16 protein-coding genes are annotated in these 13,805 nt (G+C 60.2%); 12 read left to right on the top strand and 4 right to left on the bottom strand.

The annotated features are described in order from the left end of the window. Positions 1–74 precede the first annotated feature (74 nt). Complete coding sequence (icd, locus tag PNAP_RS09675) at positions 75–1,334, bottom strand: NADP-dependent isocitrate dehydrogenase (RefSeq protein ID WP_086000539.1); 1,260 nt, start codon at positions 1,332–1,334, stop codon at positions 75–77. Positions 1,335–1,552: 218 nt separating this feature from the next. Here icd and PNAP_RS09670 point away from each other — a divergent pair, with 218 nt between their 5' ends. Together PNAP_RS09670 and PNAP_RS09665 are read left to right on the top strand one after the other, a co-directional pair. Then, on the top strand, positions 1,553–1,858 hold the full coding sequence (locus PNAP_RS09670) for a hypothetical protein (RefSeq protein ID WP_011801320.1): 306 nt from the start codon (positions 1,553–1,555) through the stop codon (positions 1,856–1,858). 173 nt (positions 1,859–2,031) lie between these two features. Beyond that, positions 2,032–2,466, top strand: coding sequence for a DUF192 domain-containing protein (locus tag PNAP_RS09665; RefSeq protein ID WP_232290773.1), 435 nt, complete (start codon positions 2,032–2,034; stop codon positions 2,464–2,466). A 69-nt stretch (positions 2,467–2,535) separates the two neighbouring features. Here the strand turns inward: PNAP_RS09665 and PNAP_RS09660 are convergent, their stop codons facing one another. Together PNAP_RS09660 and xseA are read right to left on the bottom strand one after the other, a co-directional pair. Further along, positions 2,536–3,117 (bottom strand): superoxide dismutase, encoded by a 582-nt coding sequence (locus tag PNAP_RS09660; protein WP_011801318.1) that lies wholly within the window; start codon positions 3,115–3,117, stop codon positions 2,536–2,538. Positions 3,118–3,175: 58 nt separating this feature from the next. Next, positions 3,176–4,495, bottom strand: a complete 1,320-nt coding sequence (xseA, locus tag PNAP_RS09655) for an exodeoxyribonuclease VII large subunit (protein WP_011801317.1) — start codon at positions 4,493–4,495, stop codon at positions 3,176–3,178. A gap of 340 nt (positions 4,496–4,835) precedes the next feature. On the opposite strand from xseA, the gene PNAP_RS09650 reads away from it, so the two are divergent. The 6 genes from PNAP_RS09650 (at position 4,836) to adk (ending at position 8,729) form a co-directional block, all read left to right on the top strand. Beyond that, entirely contained in the window at positions 4,836–5,459 is a 624-nt protein-coding gene (locus tag PNAP_RS09650) for a MotA/TolQ/ExbB proton channel family protein (protein WP_011801316.1), read from the top strand. Beyond that, the gene (locus PNAP_RS09645) at positions 5,456–5,890 is read left to right on the top strand and encodes an ExbD/TolR family protein (protein WP_011801315.1); all 435 of its coding nucleotides are present in this window, start codon (positions 5,456–5,458) and stop codon (positions 5,888–5,890) included. The genes PNAP_RS09650 and PNAP_RS09645 overlap by 4 nt, the downstream gene beginning before the upstream one ends. A 42-nt stretch (positions 5,891–5,932) precedes the next feature. Then, positions 5,933–6,964 (top strand): tetraacyldisaccharide 4'-kinase, encoded by a 1,032-nt coding sequence (lpxK, locus tag PNAP_RS09640; RefSeq protein WP_011801314.1) that lies wholly within the window; start codon positions 5,933–5,935, stop codon positions 6,962–6,964. Further along, the gene (locus tag PNAP_RS09635; RefSeq protein WP_011801313.1) at positions 6,945–7,127 is read left to right on the top strand and encodes a Trm112 family protein; all 183 of its coding nucleotides are present in this window, start codon (positions 6,945–6,947) and stop codon (positions 7,125–7,127) included. The genes lpxK and PNAP_RS09635 overlap by 20 nt, the downstream gene beginning before the upstream one ends. A gap of 7 nt (positions 7,128–7,134) precedes the next feature. Further along, positions 7,135–7,917, top strand: a complete 783-nt coding sequence (gene kdsB, locus PNAP_RS09630) for a 3-deoxy-manno-octulosonate cytidylyltransferase (RefSeq protein ID WP_011801312.1) — start codon at positions 7,135–7,137, stop codon at positions 7,915–7,917. A 155-nt stretch (positions 7,918–8,072) separates the two neighbouring features. Continuing rightward, positions 8,073–8,729 carry an adenylate kinase gene (gene adk / locus PNAP_RS09625; RefSeq protein WP_011801311.1) on the top strand — a complete coding sequence of 219 codons (657 nt, stop codon included), beginning with the start codon at positions 8,073–8,075 and terminating at the stop codon, positions 8,727–8,729. A gap of 46 nt (positions 8,730–8,775) precedes the next feature. Here adk and PNAP_RS09620 read toward each other — a convergent pair whose 3' ends face one another. After that, positions 8,776–9,741: an asparaginase gene (locus PNAP_RS09620; protein ID WP_011801310.1), complete on the bottom strand. Its 966-nt coding sequence runs from the start codon at positions 9,739–9,741 to the stop codon at positions 8,776–8,778. 125 nt (positions 9,742–9,866) lie between these two features. On the opposite strand from PNAP_RS09620, the gene lexA reads away from it, so the two are divergent. The 4 genes from lexA (at position 9,867) to PNAP_RS09600 (ending at position 13,805) form a co-directional block, all read left to right on the top strand. Further along, complete coding sequence (lexA, locus tag PNAP_RS09615; RefSeq protein WP_011801309.1) at positions 9,867–10,571, top strand: transcriptional repressor LexA; 705 nt, start codon at positions 9,867–9,869, stop codon at positions 10,569–10,571. A 136-nt stretch (positions 10,572–10,707) separates the two neighbouring features. Then, positions 10,708–11,127 carry a hypothetical protein gene (locus PNAP_RS09610; protein ID WP_011801308.1) on the top strand — a complete coding sequence of 140 codons (420 nt, stop codon included), beginning with the start codon at positions 10,708–10,710 and terminating at the stop codon, positions 11,125–11,127. A gap of 92 nt (positions 11,128–11,219) precedes the next feature. Beyond that, on the top strand, positions 11,220–12,227 hold the full coding sequence (locus PNAP_RS09605) for a D-2-hydroxyacid dehydrogenase family protein (protein WP_011801307.1): 1,008 nt from the start codon (positions 11,220–11,222) through the stop codon (positions 12,225–12,227). 54 nt (positions 12,228–12,281) lie between these two features. After that, positions 12,282–13,805 (top strand): 3-hydroxyacyl-CoA dehydrogenase, encoded by a 1,524-nt coding sequence (locus PNAP_RS09600; protein ID WP_041376645.1) that lies wholly within the window; start codon positions 12,282–12,284, stop codon positions 13,803–13,805.

Below are 13,805 nucleotides of genomic sequence, written 5' to 3'. Positions count from 1 at the left end.
CTGGAATAAAAAAACCCCGCATTCAGAGGGGCGGGGTTCGTTTTTGGCACCGCATGGTGCATCAAAATATCACTTTACATATGGTCGATCATGACCTGTCCAAAACCGGAGCAGCTCACTTGCGTAGCGCCTTCCATGAGACGGGCGAAGTCATAAGTGACTTTCTTGGAGGCAATCGAATTTTCCATCGAGCTGATGATGAGGTCAGCCGCTTCGACCCAGCCCATGTGGCGCAGCATCATTTCAGCCGACAGGATCAGGGAGCCAGGGTTCACATAGTCCTTGCCGGCATATTTGGGAGCGGTGCCGTGGGTGGCTTCAAACATGGCAATGGTGTCGCTCAGGTTGGCGCCCGGAGCAATGCCGATGCCGCCGACCTGGGCTGCCAGCGCGTCGGAAATGTAGTCGCCGTTCAGGTTCAGCGTGGCAATCACGCTGTACTCGGCGGGGCGCAGCAGAATTTGCTGCAGGAAGGCGTCGGCAATGACGTCCTTGATGATGATGTCCTTGCCGGTTTTTGGATTCTTGAACTGGCACCATGGGCCGCCGTCAATCATTTCGGCACCAAACTCCTTTTGCGCCAGCGCGTAAGACCAGTCACGAAAGCCCCCTTCGGTGAACTTCATGATGTTGCCCTTGTGCACGATGGTCACGCTGGACTTGTCATTGTCAATTGCGTACTGGATGGCCTTGCGCATCAGGCGCTCGGTGCCTTCGCTGGAAACCGGCTTGATGCCGATGCCCGAAGTCTCGGGGAAGCGGATTTTCTTGACGCCGAGTTCTTCCTGCAGGAACTTGATGAGCTTTTTCGCCTTGTCGCTGCCTGACTCGAATTCGATGCCCGCGTAGATGTCCTCCGAGTTTTCACGGAAAATCACCATGTTGGTCTTCTGGGGTTCCTTGACTGGCGAAGGGACACCGGCAAAGTACTGGATGGGACGCAGGCAGACGTAAAGGTCAAGTTCCTGGCGCAACGCAACGTTCAGGCTGCGGATGCCACCGCCCACGGGCGTTGTCAACGGACCCTTGATGGAAACCACATAGTCCTTGACGGCAGACAGCGTTTCTTCAGGCAGCCACACGTCAGGGCCATAGACCTTGGTGGATTTTTCACCGGCAAACACTTCCATCCAGTGGATTTTCTTCTTGCCGCCGTAAGCCTTGGCCACCGCGGCATCAACCACTTTCAGCATCACCGGAGAAATATCCACGCCAGTTCCGTCACCCTCGATGAACGGAATGATGGGCTCGTCAGGCACATTCAATGAGTTGTCGGCATTGACAGTGATTTTCTCGCCCTGGGTGGGCACCTTGATGTGCAGGTACATGTACAGAAGTCTCCGTTAAGCCGGGATAGCACACTGAAATAGATACGCTATCCATAGGCAGTTTGAGGTAAAAGCCTTCAAATTTTAGCGCCAAAACTTTTGCAAAAGATATTTTGGACATCTGTCAACGCATTGGAAAACCGCGTCGTTATGGTAAGGCCTCCGAAAGGTTCGGGGTGTTTTCAAATCACAAATTGCCTTAGCAACTTCCCAAGGAATTCCAGATGAACAAGATCCTCGCTACCCTGATCGCCGCCCTTTTTGCTGCAGGCGCCTATGCACAAGCACCTGCGGCTGCGCCTGCCAAGCCAGCAGCCCCTGCTGTTGCAGCAACTCCCGCCATGCCTGCCGCTTCCGCCCCCATGGCAAAGGCCAAGCCAGCCGCCATGACCGCTGAAGAAAAAGCAGCCGCCAAAGCCGCCAAGAAAGAAAAGGCCGCAGCTGCCAAAAAGGCAAAAGCAGACGCAGCAGCCGCCAAGAAAGCCGAAGCTGCCGCCAAAAAGGCTGAAGCCTCTGCCAAGAAAAGCTGAAGCCGCCAACTGACTTTCCCGCTTCAGTCAAAATGCCCGCCTAGCGCGGGCTTTTTTCATGGCGGCCCGCTTATGCAGATCTGCTGATCAACCAACTTCAATCCGGTACGTCTATGTGGCTCAAGAACTGTTCCTTCAACCCTGGCAGCGCCTCCCGACTCGCACTATCAATCATGGCCGCTGCAGCGCTGCTCGTGCCCGGCTGGGCATCGGCGCAGCAAGCCCCGCAACTGAACCTGCAGCGCGTCAAGCTGAGCACTGGCATGTATGTGATCGATGCGCAGGTCGCCCTGACACCCGAGCAGCGCCAGACCGGCCTGATGCTGCGCAAGGACATGCCCCAGCACGAAGGCATGCTCTTTGTTTTTGAGCAAGCCAGCGAGCAATGCTTCTGGATGAAAAACACGCTGCTTCCCTTGACCGCCGCTTTCGTGGCCGATGACGGCACGATTGTGAACATGGCGGACATGAAGCCCGAAACCACCGACTCGCACTGCTCGGCCAAGCCGGTTCGCTATGTCCTGGAAATGAACAAAGGCTGGTTTGCCAAAAAAGGCATCAAGCCGGGCAGCAAGCTGTCCGGGCCGGTTTTTGAAGCACAGCGCTGAGCCTGAAAAGCCAGACAGCAAAAAGCCGACATGAAGTCGGCTTTTTTACGCAAAGATGACTTTCAGGCCTCAGGCGAAATTGGCCTCGGCAAATTCCCAGTTCACCAGGCTGGACAGGAAGGTCTCGACATACTTGGGACGCAGATTGCGGTAGTCGATGTAATAGGCATGCTCCCACACGTCCACCGTCAGCAGGGCCTTGTCAGCCGTCGTCAGCGGTGTTCCTGCTGCACCGGTGTTGACAATGTCCACGGTGCCATCAGGTTTTTTAACCAGCCAGGTCCAGCCCGAGCCGAAATTGCCGACTGCGGATTTGACAAAGGCTTCCTTGAAGGCCGCGTAGGAGCCGAATTTGGCATTGATGGCCTCGGCCAGTGCACCGCTGGGCTCGCCGCCGCCAGCCGGCTTCATGCAGTTCCAGAAAAAGGTGTGATTCCAGACCTGGGCGGAGTTGTTGTACACGCCGCCGCTCGATTTCTTGATGATCTCTTCGAGCGTCATGGACTCGAACTCGGTCCCTTTTTGCAGGTTGTTGAGGTTCACCACATAGGCATTGTGGTGCTTGCCATGATGGTACTCAAGGGTTTCCTGGCTGTAATGCGGGGCCAGTGCGTCAATCGCATACGGGAGCGGTGGGAGCGTGTGTTCCATGATTTTCCTCGTGGTTGTTGATGAGATGTCCTTTGACATTCCGTGGGCATTGTAAAAACTAAATCAACCGGCGTGCAGAGACCGTCAAATCGACCTGTCCATCCGCAAGGGTAGCGCGCACTGGCTGGCCAATATGGGTCATATTTGCAGCGGTGATGGGCTGGCCTTGCAGGTCTGCCAGCCAGGCATAGCCCCGCTGCAACACCAGTTTGGGGTCCAGCAGTTCAAGCCGCAATTTCGCGCGTTCGAGTTGATGGCGGCTGCGCTGCAGGCTGCCTGTAATTTCTCTCGGCAGGTCGCTGCTCAGCGCCTGTAGCCTGAGTTGCTCACGCCGCAAGGTCGAGCGCATCGCATGATTGAGACTTTGCGCGATGCCGGCCAGTCGTGCCTGCTGCCGCGTCACCAGGTGCGAGGGTTGGCTGACGCGGGACGCCGCCCAGTCCAGGCGCTGGTTGTGTGACTGCATCTGCCGGTCCACGCCGTTTTGCAGGCGCGAAAAAACCTGGTCCAGCGCGCTCAGCCAGCTGCCTTGTGGCTGCGCGCACAGTTCCGCAGCCGCCGTGGGTGTCGGCGCACGCATATCGGCGCAGAAGTCGGCAATGGTGAAATCCGTTTCGTGCCCGACACCGCAGACCACCGGCATGGGCGAAGCAACGATGGCGCGGGCCAGCGCCTCATCGTTGAAGGCCCACAGATCCTCCATGGCACCGCCGCCGCGCACCAGCAGCAGCACATCGACCTGATCGGTGCCGCGTCGCTCGCCAGCCTTGAGCACGGCCCCCCGCAATTCACCAGCAGCCTGGGCACCCTGCACGCTGGCAGGATAAATCACCACCGGGATGTGCGGCGCGCGGCGCTGCAGGGCGGTCACGACATCGTGCAGCGCTGCGGCCCCCAGGGAAGTCACCACGCCGATGGCACGCGGCATGACCGGCAGCGGACGCTTTCGGGCGGTGTCGAACAACCCTTCTTGCTCAAGCCTGGCCTTGAGCTGCAAAAATTGTTCGAACAAAGTGCCCTGGCCGGCCTGCTGCATGGATTCGACCACCAGCTGCAACTCGCCACGCGGCTCGTACACGCCCAGCCGGCCGCGCAACTCAACCAGTTGGCCGTCGCGCGGCGAAAAATCCAGCAGGCTGGCCGCGCGGCGAAACATGGCGCAGCGAATCTGCCCCTGCCCGTCCTTAAGCGAAAAATAGCAGTGGCCGCTGGCTGCCCGCGAAAAGCCGGCAAGCTCGCCCTGGACCGCGACAGGGTTGAATCGCGCCTCCAGACTGTCGGCGATGGCACGCAGCAAGGAACCCACCGGCCAGACGCGCACACCGCTTTCGCGCAAGGACGCTACAGGTCTTTCACGGAACGAAAAAGCATCAACCACGGCGGCCTTCCTGGCGTTTTAAAAAAGCAGTACTCCACAGCCCCTGAGAAGCGGTGACAGAGGGGCTTACAACCCTCTGACCGCCTGATAAATTGGTGTAACCCATTGATTTTAAAGAAAATATTACTGCTTAAATTTTCATCGTTCTGTCAAAACGACGCACTGGTGCGGCTTTGCGCCCGCCCGGCACAGACTTACCCACAAAGTTATCCACAGATTTTGTGCGTTAAATCTGCCAACACCCAGTGTGGAAAACATTCAAGGTCAGGCAGCTTAAGCGGCCATCTCCACACTTTCGGTGCGCGATAATCCAGCACCACTATCTGTCTGGAGATGAGCATTGTTTTCGATCATACAAGCCGCAGGCTGGCCGATCTGGCCCCTGCTAGCGTGTTCCATAGTGGCCCTGGCACTGATCATTGAGCGTTTTTCAAGCCTGAAAACACTGAAAGTTGCACCGCCCAAATTACTTGGCGAAGCGATGATTGTCTCGCGAGCCACCCTTCCATCGCCCGATGTCGTCCTGAAACTGGAACAGAACTCCCTCCTTGGCGAAGTGCTGGCCAGCGGCTTTCGGGCGCTTGGCGCCAATCCGCGCATCAGCGAAGCCGACCTGCGCTCCACACTGGAAGGCGCCGGTCGCCAGGCGGCACACAAACTGGAACGCTACCTGGCCGCGCTGGCGACGATTGCCTCGGCGGCGCCCCTGCTCGGCCTGCTGGGCACGGTAATCGGCATGATCGAGATTTTCGGCGCCCAGACGGGCAGTGCGGGCGGCGCCAACCCGGCGCAACTGGCGCAAGGCATTTCAATGGCGCTGTACAACACCGCTTTCGGCCTGATGGTGGCCATACCGGCACTGATTTTCTGGCGCTACTTTCGCGCCCGGGTGGATGGCTACCTGCTGACGATGGAACTGGCGGCCGAACAGTTTGTGCGCCATCTCAATCGGCTGCGCAAATGAACTTTCGTCCTCATGCGCGCGTCGAGCCGGAAATCAACCTGATTCCGTTCATCGATGTGCTGCTGGTGGTGCTGATCTTTTTGATGCTTTCGACCACCTACAGCAAATTCACCGAACTCCAGGTCAAGCTGCCGGCCGCCGATGCGGAGCAACTGCGCGACTACCCCAGGGAAGTGGTCGTTGCCGTCAGCAGCGATGGCCGCTACATGGTCAATAAAACCTTGGTCGATGGGCGGGGAATCGAAGTGCTGGGCGCAGCACTCACCCTGGCAGCCAAGGCCGGCAAGGAGAGCGTCATCATCATCAGCGCCGATGCCAGCGCCACCCACCAGGCCGTCATCACCGTGATGGAGGCGGCCCGGCGCCAGGGCCTGACGCAGATCACTTTTGCCACCCAGAGTTCGAGTTCGCTGCAGGCAGGCGTGAAGTAACCCTTAACCCTATCGACCATCCAGCGCCGCCAAGCCCGCCGCATGAAACAAGTTCTGCTGAAAGCCTGGCGTGCGCGCGGCTGGCTCGCTCGCCTGCTCTGGCCGGTGGCGCAACTCCATGGCCTGCTGGTGCGATTGCGCCGGGCTTTGTACCGGCGCGGCATGCTGTCGTCCGAGCGCTTCAAGGTGCCGGTCATCGTGGTCGGCAATGTCGTGGCGGGCGGCGCAGGAAAAACACCGCTGGTCATGGCGCTGGTCAAACACTTTCAGGCGCAGGGGCTGCGGGTGGGCGTGGTTTCGCGCGGCTATGGGCGTTCCGGCCATGAAAGCCTGGAAGTCAGGCCCGGCACCCCGGTTGATGAGTCCGGTGACGAGCCGGCGCTTATCCAGCATGCAACAGGTGCTCCTGTTTTTGTAGCGCAACGCCGAACCCAAGCCCTGCGCGACCTGCTGGCCGCCTACCCGGCAACGGCCGTCGTGGTGTGCGACGACGGCCTGCAGCACTACGCCTTGCAGCGCGACATCGAAATTGCCGTGTTTGACGACCGGGGCGTGGGCAACGGCTGGCTGCTGCCTGCCGGACCATTGCGCGAACCCTGGCCCGAGCGCCTGCGCCAGGGCGTTGACCTGGTGCTGCACACCGGCCAGCAACCGGCTTTTGAAGGCTATACATCGCGTCGGCAGCTGGCTGACCACGCCGTGGCGGCTGATGGCAGCAGTCTGGCATTGACCGCCCTTGCGCATCAGCCAGTGGTGGCGCTGGCGGGCATTGCCAGCCCGGAGGCGTTTTTTGACATGCTCAGGGCGCGCGGCCTGACGCTGCAAAAAACGCTCGCCCTTCCCGATCATCACGATTTCAAAACCGGCGACCTGAATGCCCTGGCAGGTCGGACCGTGCTGTGCACGGAAAAGGACGCCGTCAAGCTGTTTGCCCTGCCGGATCATTCCAAAATTAAACTGCTGGCCGTTCCGCTGGAATTTTCGCCCGAACCGGCGTTCTTTACCGCCCTGGATGGGCTGCTGACACCCTTGCTTTCTCAATTACCATCAAGCCATGGACACCAAACTACTTGAACTGCTGGTCTGCCCCGTGACCAAGGGCCATCTCGAATACGACCGCGAGAAGCACGAACTCATCTCGCGCAGCGCCCGGCTGGCCTATCCGGTGCGTGACGGCATTCCTGTCATGCTGGAAAACGAAGCCCGTACCCTGACCGACGAAGAGCTTGGCCTGTGACGCGGGCATGAGCTTTACCGTCCTCATTCCGGCGCGCCTGGCATCGAGCCGCCTGCCCAACAAGCCGCTGGCCGACATCAACGGCGTGCCCATGGTCGTGCGCGTGGCGCAGCGCGCTTTGCAAAGCAGCGCGCTGCGCACCGTGGTGGCCGCTGACGGCACAGAAATCATTGAAAAATGCGCAGCCTTCGGCATCCAGACGGTACTGACCCGCGTCGATCATCCCAGCGGCAGCGACCGGCTTGCCGAAGCCTGCGGCCTGCTGGGCCTGCTTGACGACGACATCGTGGTGAATGTGCAGGGCGACGAGCCGCTGATCAATCCCGCGCTGATCGATGCCGTGGCCAGGCAGCTTGAAGCCCGCCCGGACTGCGCCATGAGCACGGCCGCGCATTCAATTGACGAACTGGCTGATTTTCTTAACCCCAACGTGGTCAAGGTGGTGCTTGATGCGCGCCAGACGGCGCTGTATTTCAGCCGCGCGCCCATTCCAGCCGCACGCGACCTGGCCGGCCAGGCCTGGTGGAAACACGGCAATCTGCCCAAACCGCTGCGTCATGTGGGCATCTATGCCTACCGGGTCGGATTTTTGCGCCAGTTTCCCCAATTGCCGCAAGCGCCGCTGGAGCAACTCGAATCGCTGGAGCAGCTGCGCGCCCTGTGGCATGGCTACCGGATTGCCGTGCATATCACCGAGCATGCCCCGGGTCCTGGCGTGGACACGCCTGAAGACCTGGAGCGTGTCCGCCGCCTTGTAGCAAATGATGCGCATTTAGCGGACCCTGTGTAAGCTGACGCCAAGGATGTGCATGATATCCTTGACAGAAAGTTCAGCGGCTTGCGGCTCATGCCAACAGCCTGATGACACGTAAAGCGGGAATGGGCCAATCGGCCCGGCAAACGCCCAGCTTGACTTCCAGAATCCATAATAATCCGAGGACACTCATGAAACTTATTCTGTTGGGCGCGCCTGGCGCAGGCAAAGGTACACAAGCCACTTTCATTTGCCAAAAGTACGGCATCCCGCAAATTTCCACCGGCGACATGCTTCGCGCGGCAGTCAAAGCAGGAACCCCGCTGGGCATCGAAGCCAAAAAAGTCATGGATTCGGGCGGCCTGGTCAGTGATGATCTGATCATCAACCTGGTCAAGGAACGCATTGCCCAGCCCGACTGCGCGCAGGGTTTCCTGTTCGACGGTTTTCCACGAACCATTCCCCAGGCCGATGCGATGAAGGCTGCAGGCGTCAAGATTGATTACGTGCTGGAAATCGATGTGCCTTTTGAAGCCATCATCGAGCGCATGAGCGGACGCCGCTCGCACAGCGCTTCGGGCCGCACTTACCATGTCAAGTACAACCCGCCCAAAGTCGAAGGCCTGGACGACGTGACCGGCGAGCCATTGATCCAGCGCGAAGACGACAAGGAAGAAACGGTTGCCAAACGGCTTGAGGTGTACAGCGCCCAAACCCGTCCACTGGTCGCGTACTACTCCGACTGGGCCACGGAAGCGCCCGATGAAGCGCCAAAATACCGTGCCATCAGCGGCACGGGCACTGTCGAGGAAATCACCGAAAGGGCCTTCAAGGCGCTGTCGAACTGAAACCGTTCATGCACGGTCAAAAAGCCATCTTTCGGGATGGCTTTTTTTATGCCTGCCGTGACGCCACAACCTGCGCGTCTTCAGCCAGTAAATCGAGCATCAAGGCCACCCTGGCCTTGACCGGGCTCAACCCCTTTGAATCTGCAATAGCATCGCCCGGAAGCGGCAATACCCGGCCATCGACGCAGCGCGTTGAACGCACCACCCGCACGCCCGCAGCCTGCGCCTTGAGCAAACCGGCTTGCAGGGCATGGTGAAGCGTTCCATTGCCGGTGGCAGCGACCACCAGGCCCCGCACCCCCTGATCGACCAGCGCCTGCACCAGCGCATCGCTGGCGCCCACGTAATTCATGATGATTTCAACGCGCGGCCAAATAGCTATGTTTTCTATAGCTAAAGAAGCATATTCCACCTGCACAACAGGCCAATTCCGCACCAATCTGAGGCTTCCTTCCTCGACATAGCCAATCGGCCCGGCATCGCCCGAGCTGAAGGCATCGAGTTTGTAGGAATGCATTTTCTGCACATCCAGCGCATTGTGTATCGTGCCCGCGCAGACAGCCACCACGCCCCGGGCGCCGTGATAGCGAGCTACCGCGACGGCATCGAGAATATTTTGCGGCCCATCGGGCGCCAGCGCGGTGGCTGGGCGCATGGCGCAGGTCAAGACCACCGGCTTGGCGGGCCGGCACACCGCCTGCAGAAAATAAGCCGTTTCCTCCAGCGTATCACTGCCATGCGTGATGACGATGCCCTGAACCTCATCGCGGGCCAGGAAATGATTGACCCGGGCAGCCAGCTGCGCCCACACCGCGAAGCTCATGTCCTTGCTGTCGATCTGTGCGACCTGCTCGGTGATGAACGGCCCGCGTTCAGCCAGCGCAGGAATGGCCGCCAGCAACTGATCAATTCCCACTTGGGCAGCGGTGTAGCCAATGTTGTCGGAAGCGCTGAGCGCCTGGCCTGCAATCGTGCCGCCAGTTCCCAAAATGACCAGGTTGTGAAGTTTCATGTGGGGCTTGATTTTTATTTAAAGCTGTATAAAAATGCAGTTACTGGATATTCATACAGTCATTTTTATCTGTACTGAGGCCATAGTTTCAGGCATTTCCAGTTTTAATCGAAAGTCCAAAGCTTATGCGCACTTTTAATGATTTTTCGGGTTTGCCCGCTGACCGGCCCAAGCTGACTGCGCGGCAGGCGCAGATTCTGGAACTGATCCGCAATGCCATTGCCCAGACAGGCGCGCCGCCCACCCGCGCGGAAATAGCGGCAGAACTGGGTTTTCGCTCGCCCAATGCCGCCGAAGAACATTTGAAAGCACTGGCCAAGAAGGGCGTCATTGAACTGGTCAGCGGCACCTCGCGCGGCATTCGGCTGCGCACGGACTCCTTGCAGGCCCTGAACGAGTCGCGCATCAGCCAGTTTTCGCCGCCCGTTCAGCGGCTGGAGCAACTGACCTTGCCTCTGGTCGGGCGTGTTGCCGCCGGAAGTCCGATTCTTGCGCAGGAACATATCGAGCGCACCTACTTTTTCGAGAGCCGTCTGTTTGAGCAACAGCCCGACTACCTGCTGAAGGTGCGCGGCATGAGCATGCGGGACATCGGCATCATGGACGGCGACCTGCTGGCCGTCAAGCAAGCCAGGGAAGCCAAGAATGGCCAGATCGTGGTGGCGCGCCTGGGCGATGAGGTCACCGTCAAACGCTTTCACCGCAACCAGCACCTGATCGAATTGCTGTCTGAAAATCCCGACTTCAAACCCATCGTGGTTCAGCCTGGCGAGCCTTTCGAGCTTGAAGGCCTGGCCGTCGGATTAATCCGCGGCAGCCTGGCGATGTAATCGCGCCCGGCATTCCCCGGTGCCCTGCTGGCGGCGTCGCCAACGGAGCCAGCGCCCTGTTTGAGCCAATCTTGCTTGTCCCCTGGGCAGACCCGCCCGCGCCTGTGTCAATGTTTTCCAAACCGGAGTTCTTCTCATGAGAATCATCAGTTTTTCAAATGCGCCTGCGCAACTTTTCTGGACTGTGCAGGTTCAGGCCTTGACGCCATGGACTGCCCGCATCAAAAACTCGCTGGGACACACTGCAGCCTTGCCGATGGCGCCGGCCGCACTGCGCACAGTCGATGCGATGAAGCCCTCCTTTACACCCGGAACCACGGCGGCAAGCAATGATTCTGTTTTCGCACCAAGCCTTGACTCGCCTGCGCTGACGCGCCGGGCAGCGTCACCAACGCCTCGCCACAACACCCTGCGCGTGGTTCGTGAATCCGACCCGGCCATCAACCCTGACTGCGCAGGGCGCATGGTCATCTCCGGACGCATGGCCGATGTCTGCGCCGAACTCGACCGCATGGCTTTGCGCGCAACCACTGGCGCCAAAACCACCGAGGCATGACACCCGACGGCTTTGGGACGCATCGACATGCAAAAGACAGGGCAAGACCACCGGAGTTCAGAAAACTGAAATCTTGGAGGCACAATATCTGCATGAACATTGTGATTCTCGATGACTACCAGGATGCCGTGCGCAAACTGGCATGCGCCGCCAGGCTGGAAGCCTATCCAGCCAAGGTCTATACCAACACCGTCAAGGGCGCAGGCCAGTTGTCGGTCCGGCTTAAAGACGCCGACGTGATCGTGCTGATCCGCGAACGCACCCACCTGACACGCCAGCTGATTGAAAAGCTGCCCCGGCTCAAGCTGGTGGTCCAGACGGGCCGCATCGGCAGTCACGTGGACGTGGCAGCCTGCACCGAACGCGGGATTGCCGTGGCCGAAGGCACCGGTTCGCCCGTCGCACCGGCCGAACTGACCTGGGCACTCGTCATGGCCGCCATGCGCCGGATTCCCCAGTATGTGTCGCACCTAAAACATGGTGCATGGCAGCAGTCAGGGCTGAAATCGGCCTCCATGCCGCCGAATTTCGGCCTCGGAACGGTCCTCAAGGGCAAGACGCTGGGAATCTGGAGCTACGGCAAGACCGGGCAACTCGTGGCCGGCTATGGCCGGGCATTTGGCATGCGGGTGATCATCTGGGGCAGCCCGGCATCACGCGAACGCGCCCAGGCCGACGGGTTTGAGCTGGCGCCCAGCAAAACCGAGCTGTTCAAGCAATGCGACGTGCTCAGCCTGCACCTGCGGCTGAGCGAAGAAACCACAGGCATCGTGACGCTGGAAGACATGTCGCGCATGAAACCCACCGCCCTGCTGGTCAATACCTCGCGCGCCGAGCTGATTGAATCCGAAGCGCTGCTTGCCGCGCTCAACCGGGGGCGTCCGGGCATGGCGGCCATCGACGTTTTTGAATCCGAACCGATCCTGCAGGGCCACGCCCTGCTGCGGCTGGAAAACTGCATCTGCACGCCGCACATCGGCTATGTCGAGCAGGACAGCTACGAGATGTATTTTGGCGCTGCCTTTGACAACGTGATCAACTTCATCAAGGGCACGCCGACCAACATCGTCAATCCGGGCGCGCTGCAGGTCAGGCGCTAGGCCCCAAGCGTTCTCATGCCGTCCCATCCATCAACCATCGGCCTTCACCCAACAATGCACACAACAATTTTTAAAACGGTCGGCATTGTCGGCACCGGGGCCATGGGGCGCGGCATCGCCCAGATCGCGGCCCAGGCCGGCAGCATCGTCAAGCTGATGGATGCCCAGGCGGGCGCCGCTGAAAAAGCCCATCAAGCCCTCTTCAGCCAGTGGGACAAGCTGGTCGAAAAAGAGCGGATTTCCCCTGACGCAGCCCACGCGCACAAGGCCAGGCTGCGGGTGGCCGGCACGCTGGCTGACCTGTCGGACTGCGACCTGGTGATTGAAGCCATCGTCGAGCGGCTGGACATCAAGAAAGCGCTGTTCGCCCAGCTTGAAGCCATCGTGCCGGCGCAAGCCGTGCTGGCAAGCAATACGTCTTCGCTGTCGGTGACCGCGATTGCCGCAGCCCTCAAGCACCCCGAACGCTTTGCCGGCTATCACTTCTTCAACCCGGTTCCGCTGATGAAAGTCGTCGAAATCATCGCCGGGCTGAAAACCGGCGCCGACACTTGCCACGGTTTGAGCCAGTACGCCCGCCAGATGGGCCACACGCCGGTGCAGGCGCAGGACACGCCGGGCTTCATCGTCAACCACGCCGGGCGCGGCTACGGCACCGAGGCGCTGCGCATCGTCAGCGAAGGCATTGCCGACTTCGCCACCATCGACCGCATCCTGCGCGACCAGGCCGGCTTCAAGCTCGGACCGTTCGAGTTGATGGACCTGACCGGACTCGATGTTTCGCATCCGGTGATGGAATCGATTTACCACCAGTATTACGAGGAAGACCGCTACCGCCCCAGCGTCATCACCGCGCAGCGCCTGGCCGGCGGACTGCTGGGCCGCAAGACCGGCGAAGGCTTTTACCGCCATGAAGGCGGCGTGGCACAGGTTCCGGCCGAAGCGCCGCCTCCCGTTGTGGCCGAAATGCCGCCGGTCTGGGTGTCGCCTAGAGCGGCCCGGCGTTCGGAATTGCTGCAATTACTCAAGAACCTGGGCGCCCACATCGAAACCGGCCAGTCGCCGTCCCCGCAGGCGCTGACGCTGGTCGCGCCGCTGGGCTTTGACATCACGACGGTGGCCGTGGTCGAGCGGCTGGACCCGGCGCGCACCGTCGGCATCGACATGCTGATCGATGACGCCACCACCAAACGCCGCGTCCTGGCGACCAACCCGGCCACGCGCAGCGACATGCGCGATGCGGCGCATGCGCTGTTTGCCCGCGACGGCAAGGCGGTCAGCGTGATCCGCGACAGCGGCGGCTTTGTCACGCAGCGCGTCGTCGCCACCATCGTCAACATTGCCAGCGACATCTGCCAGCAGGGCGTCTGCAGCCCCAAAGACCTGGAAACCGCCGTCACGCTGGGCCTTGGCTATCCGATGGGACCGCTGGCCATGGGCGACCGTTATGGTCCGACCAATGTGCTCGAAGTGCTGTTCAACATGCAAACCGTGTATGGCGACCAGCGCTACCGCCCTTCACCGTGGCTGCGCCGCCGGGGCGCGATTGGCCTGAGCCTGATGCACGAGGAAAGCTGA

This window comes from Polaromonas naphthalenivorans CJ2, assembly GCF_000015505.1.
GTDB classification, from domain to species: domain Bacteria; phylum Pseudomonadota; class Gammaproteobacteria; order Burkholderiales; family Burkholderiaceae_C; genus Polaromonas; species Polaromonas naphthalenivorans.
This window is presented reverse-complemented; position numbering and strand designations above follow the sequence as displayed.

Excerpts from the sequence above, each read along its gene's own strand:
- PNAP_RS09670 (WP_011801320.1), top strand. The coding sequence starts at position 1,553 with ATGAACAAGATCCTCGCTACCCTGATCGCCGCCCTTTTTGCTGCAGGC.
- PNAP_RS09665 (WP_232290773.1), top strand. The coding sequence starts at position 2,032 with ATGGCCGCTGCAGCGCTGCTCGTGCCCGGCTGGGCATCGGCGCAGCAA.
- PNAP_RS09660 (WP_011801318.1), bottom strand. The coding sequence starts at position 3,117 with ATGGAACACACGCTCCCACCGCTCCCGTATGCGATTGACGCACTGGCC.
- PNAP_RS09645 (WP_011801315.1), top strand. The coding sequence starts at position 5,456 with ATGAACTTTCGTCCTCATGCGCGCGTCGAGCCGGAAATCAACCTGATT.
- lpxK (WP_011801314.1), top strand. The coding sequence starts at position 5,933 with ATGAAACAAGTTCTGCTGAAAGCCTGGCGTGCGCGCGGCTGGCTCGCT.
- PNAP_RS09635 (WP_011801313.1), top strand. The coding sequence starts at position 6,945 with ATGGACACCAAACTACTTGAACTGCTGGTCTGCCCCGTGACCAAGGGC.
- kdsB (WP_011801312.1), top strand. The coding sequence starts at position 7,135 with ATGAGCTTTACCGTCCTCATTCCGGCGCGCCTGGCATCGAGCCGCCTG.
- adk (WP_011801311.1), top strand. The coding sequence starts at position 8,073 with ATGAAACTTATTCTGTTGGGCGCGCCTGGCGCAGGCAAAGGTACACAA.
- PNAP_RS09620 (WP_011801310.1), bottom strand. The coding sequence starts at position 9,741 with ATGAAACTTCACAACCTGGTCATTTTGGGAACTGGCGGCACGATTGCA.
- lexA (WP_011801309.1), top strand. The coding sequence starts at position 9,867 with ATGCGCACTTTTAATGATTTTTCGGGTTTGCCCGCTGACCGGCCCAAG.
- PNAP_RS09610 (WP_011801308.1), top strand. The coding sequence starts at position 10,708 with ATGAGAATCATCAGTTTTTCAAATGCGCCTGCGCAACTTTTCTGGACT.
- PNAP_RS09605 (WP_011801307.1), top strand. The coding sequence starts at position 11,220 with ATGAACATTGTGATTCTCGATGACTACCAGGATGCCGTGCGCAAACTG.
- PNAP_RS09600 (WP_041376645.1), top strand. The coding sequence starts at position 12,282 with ATGCACACAACAATTTTTAAAACGGTCGGCATTGTCGGCACCGGGGCC.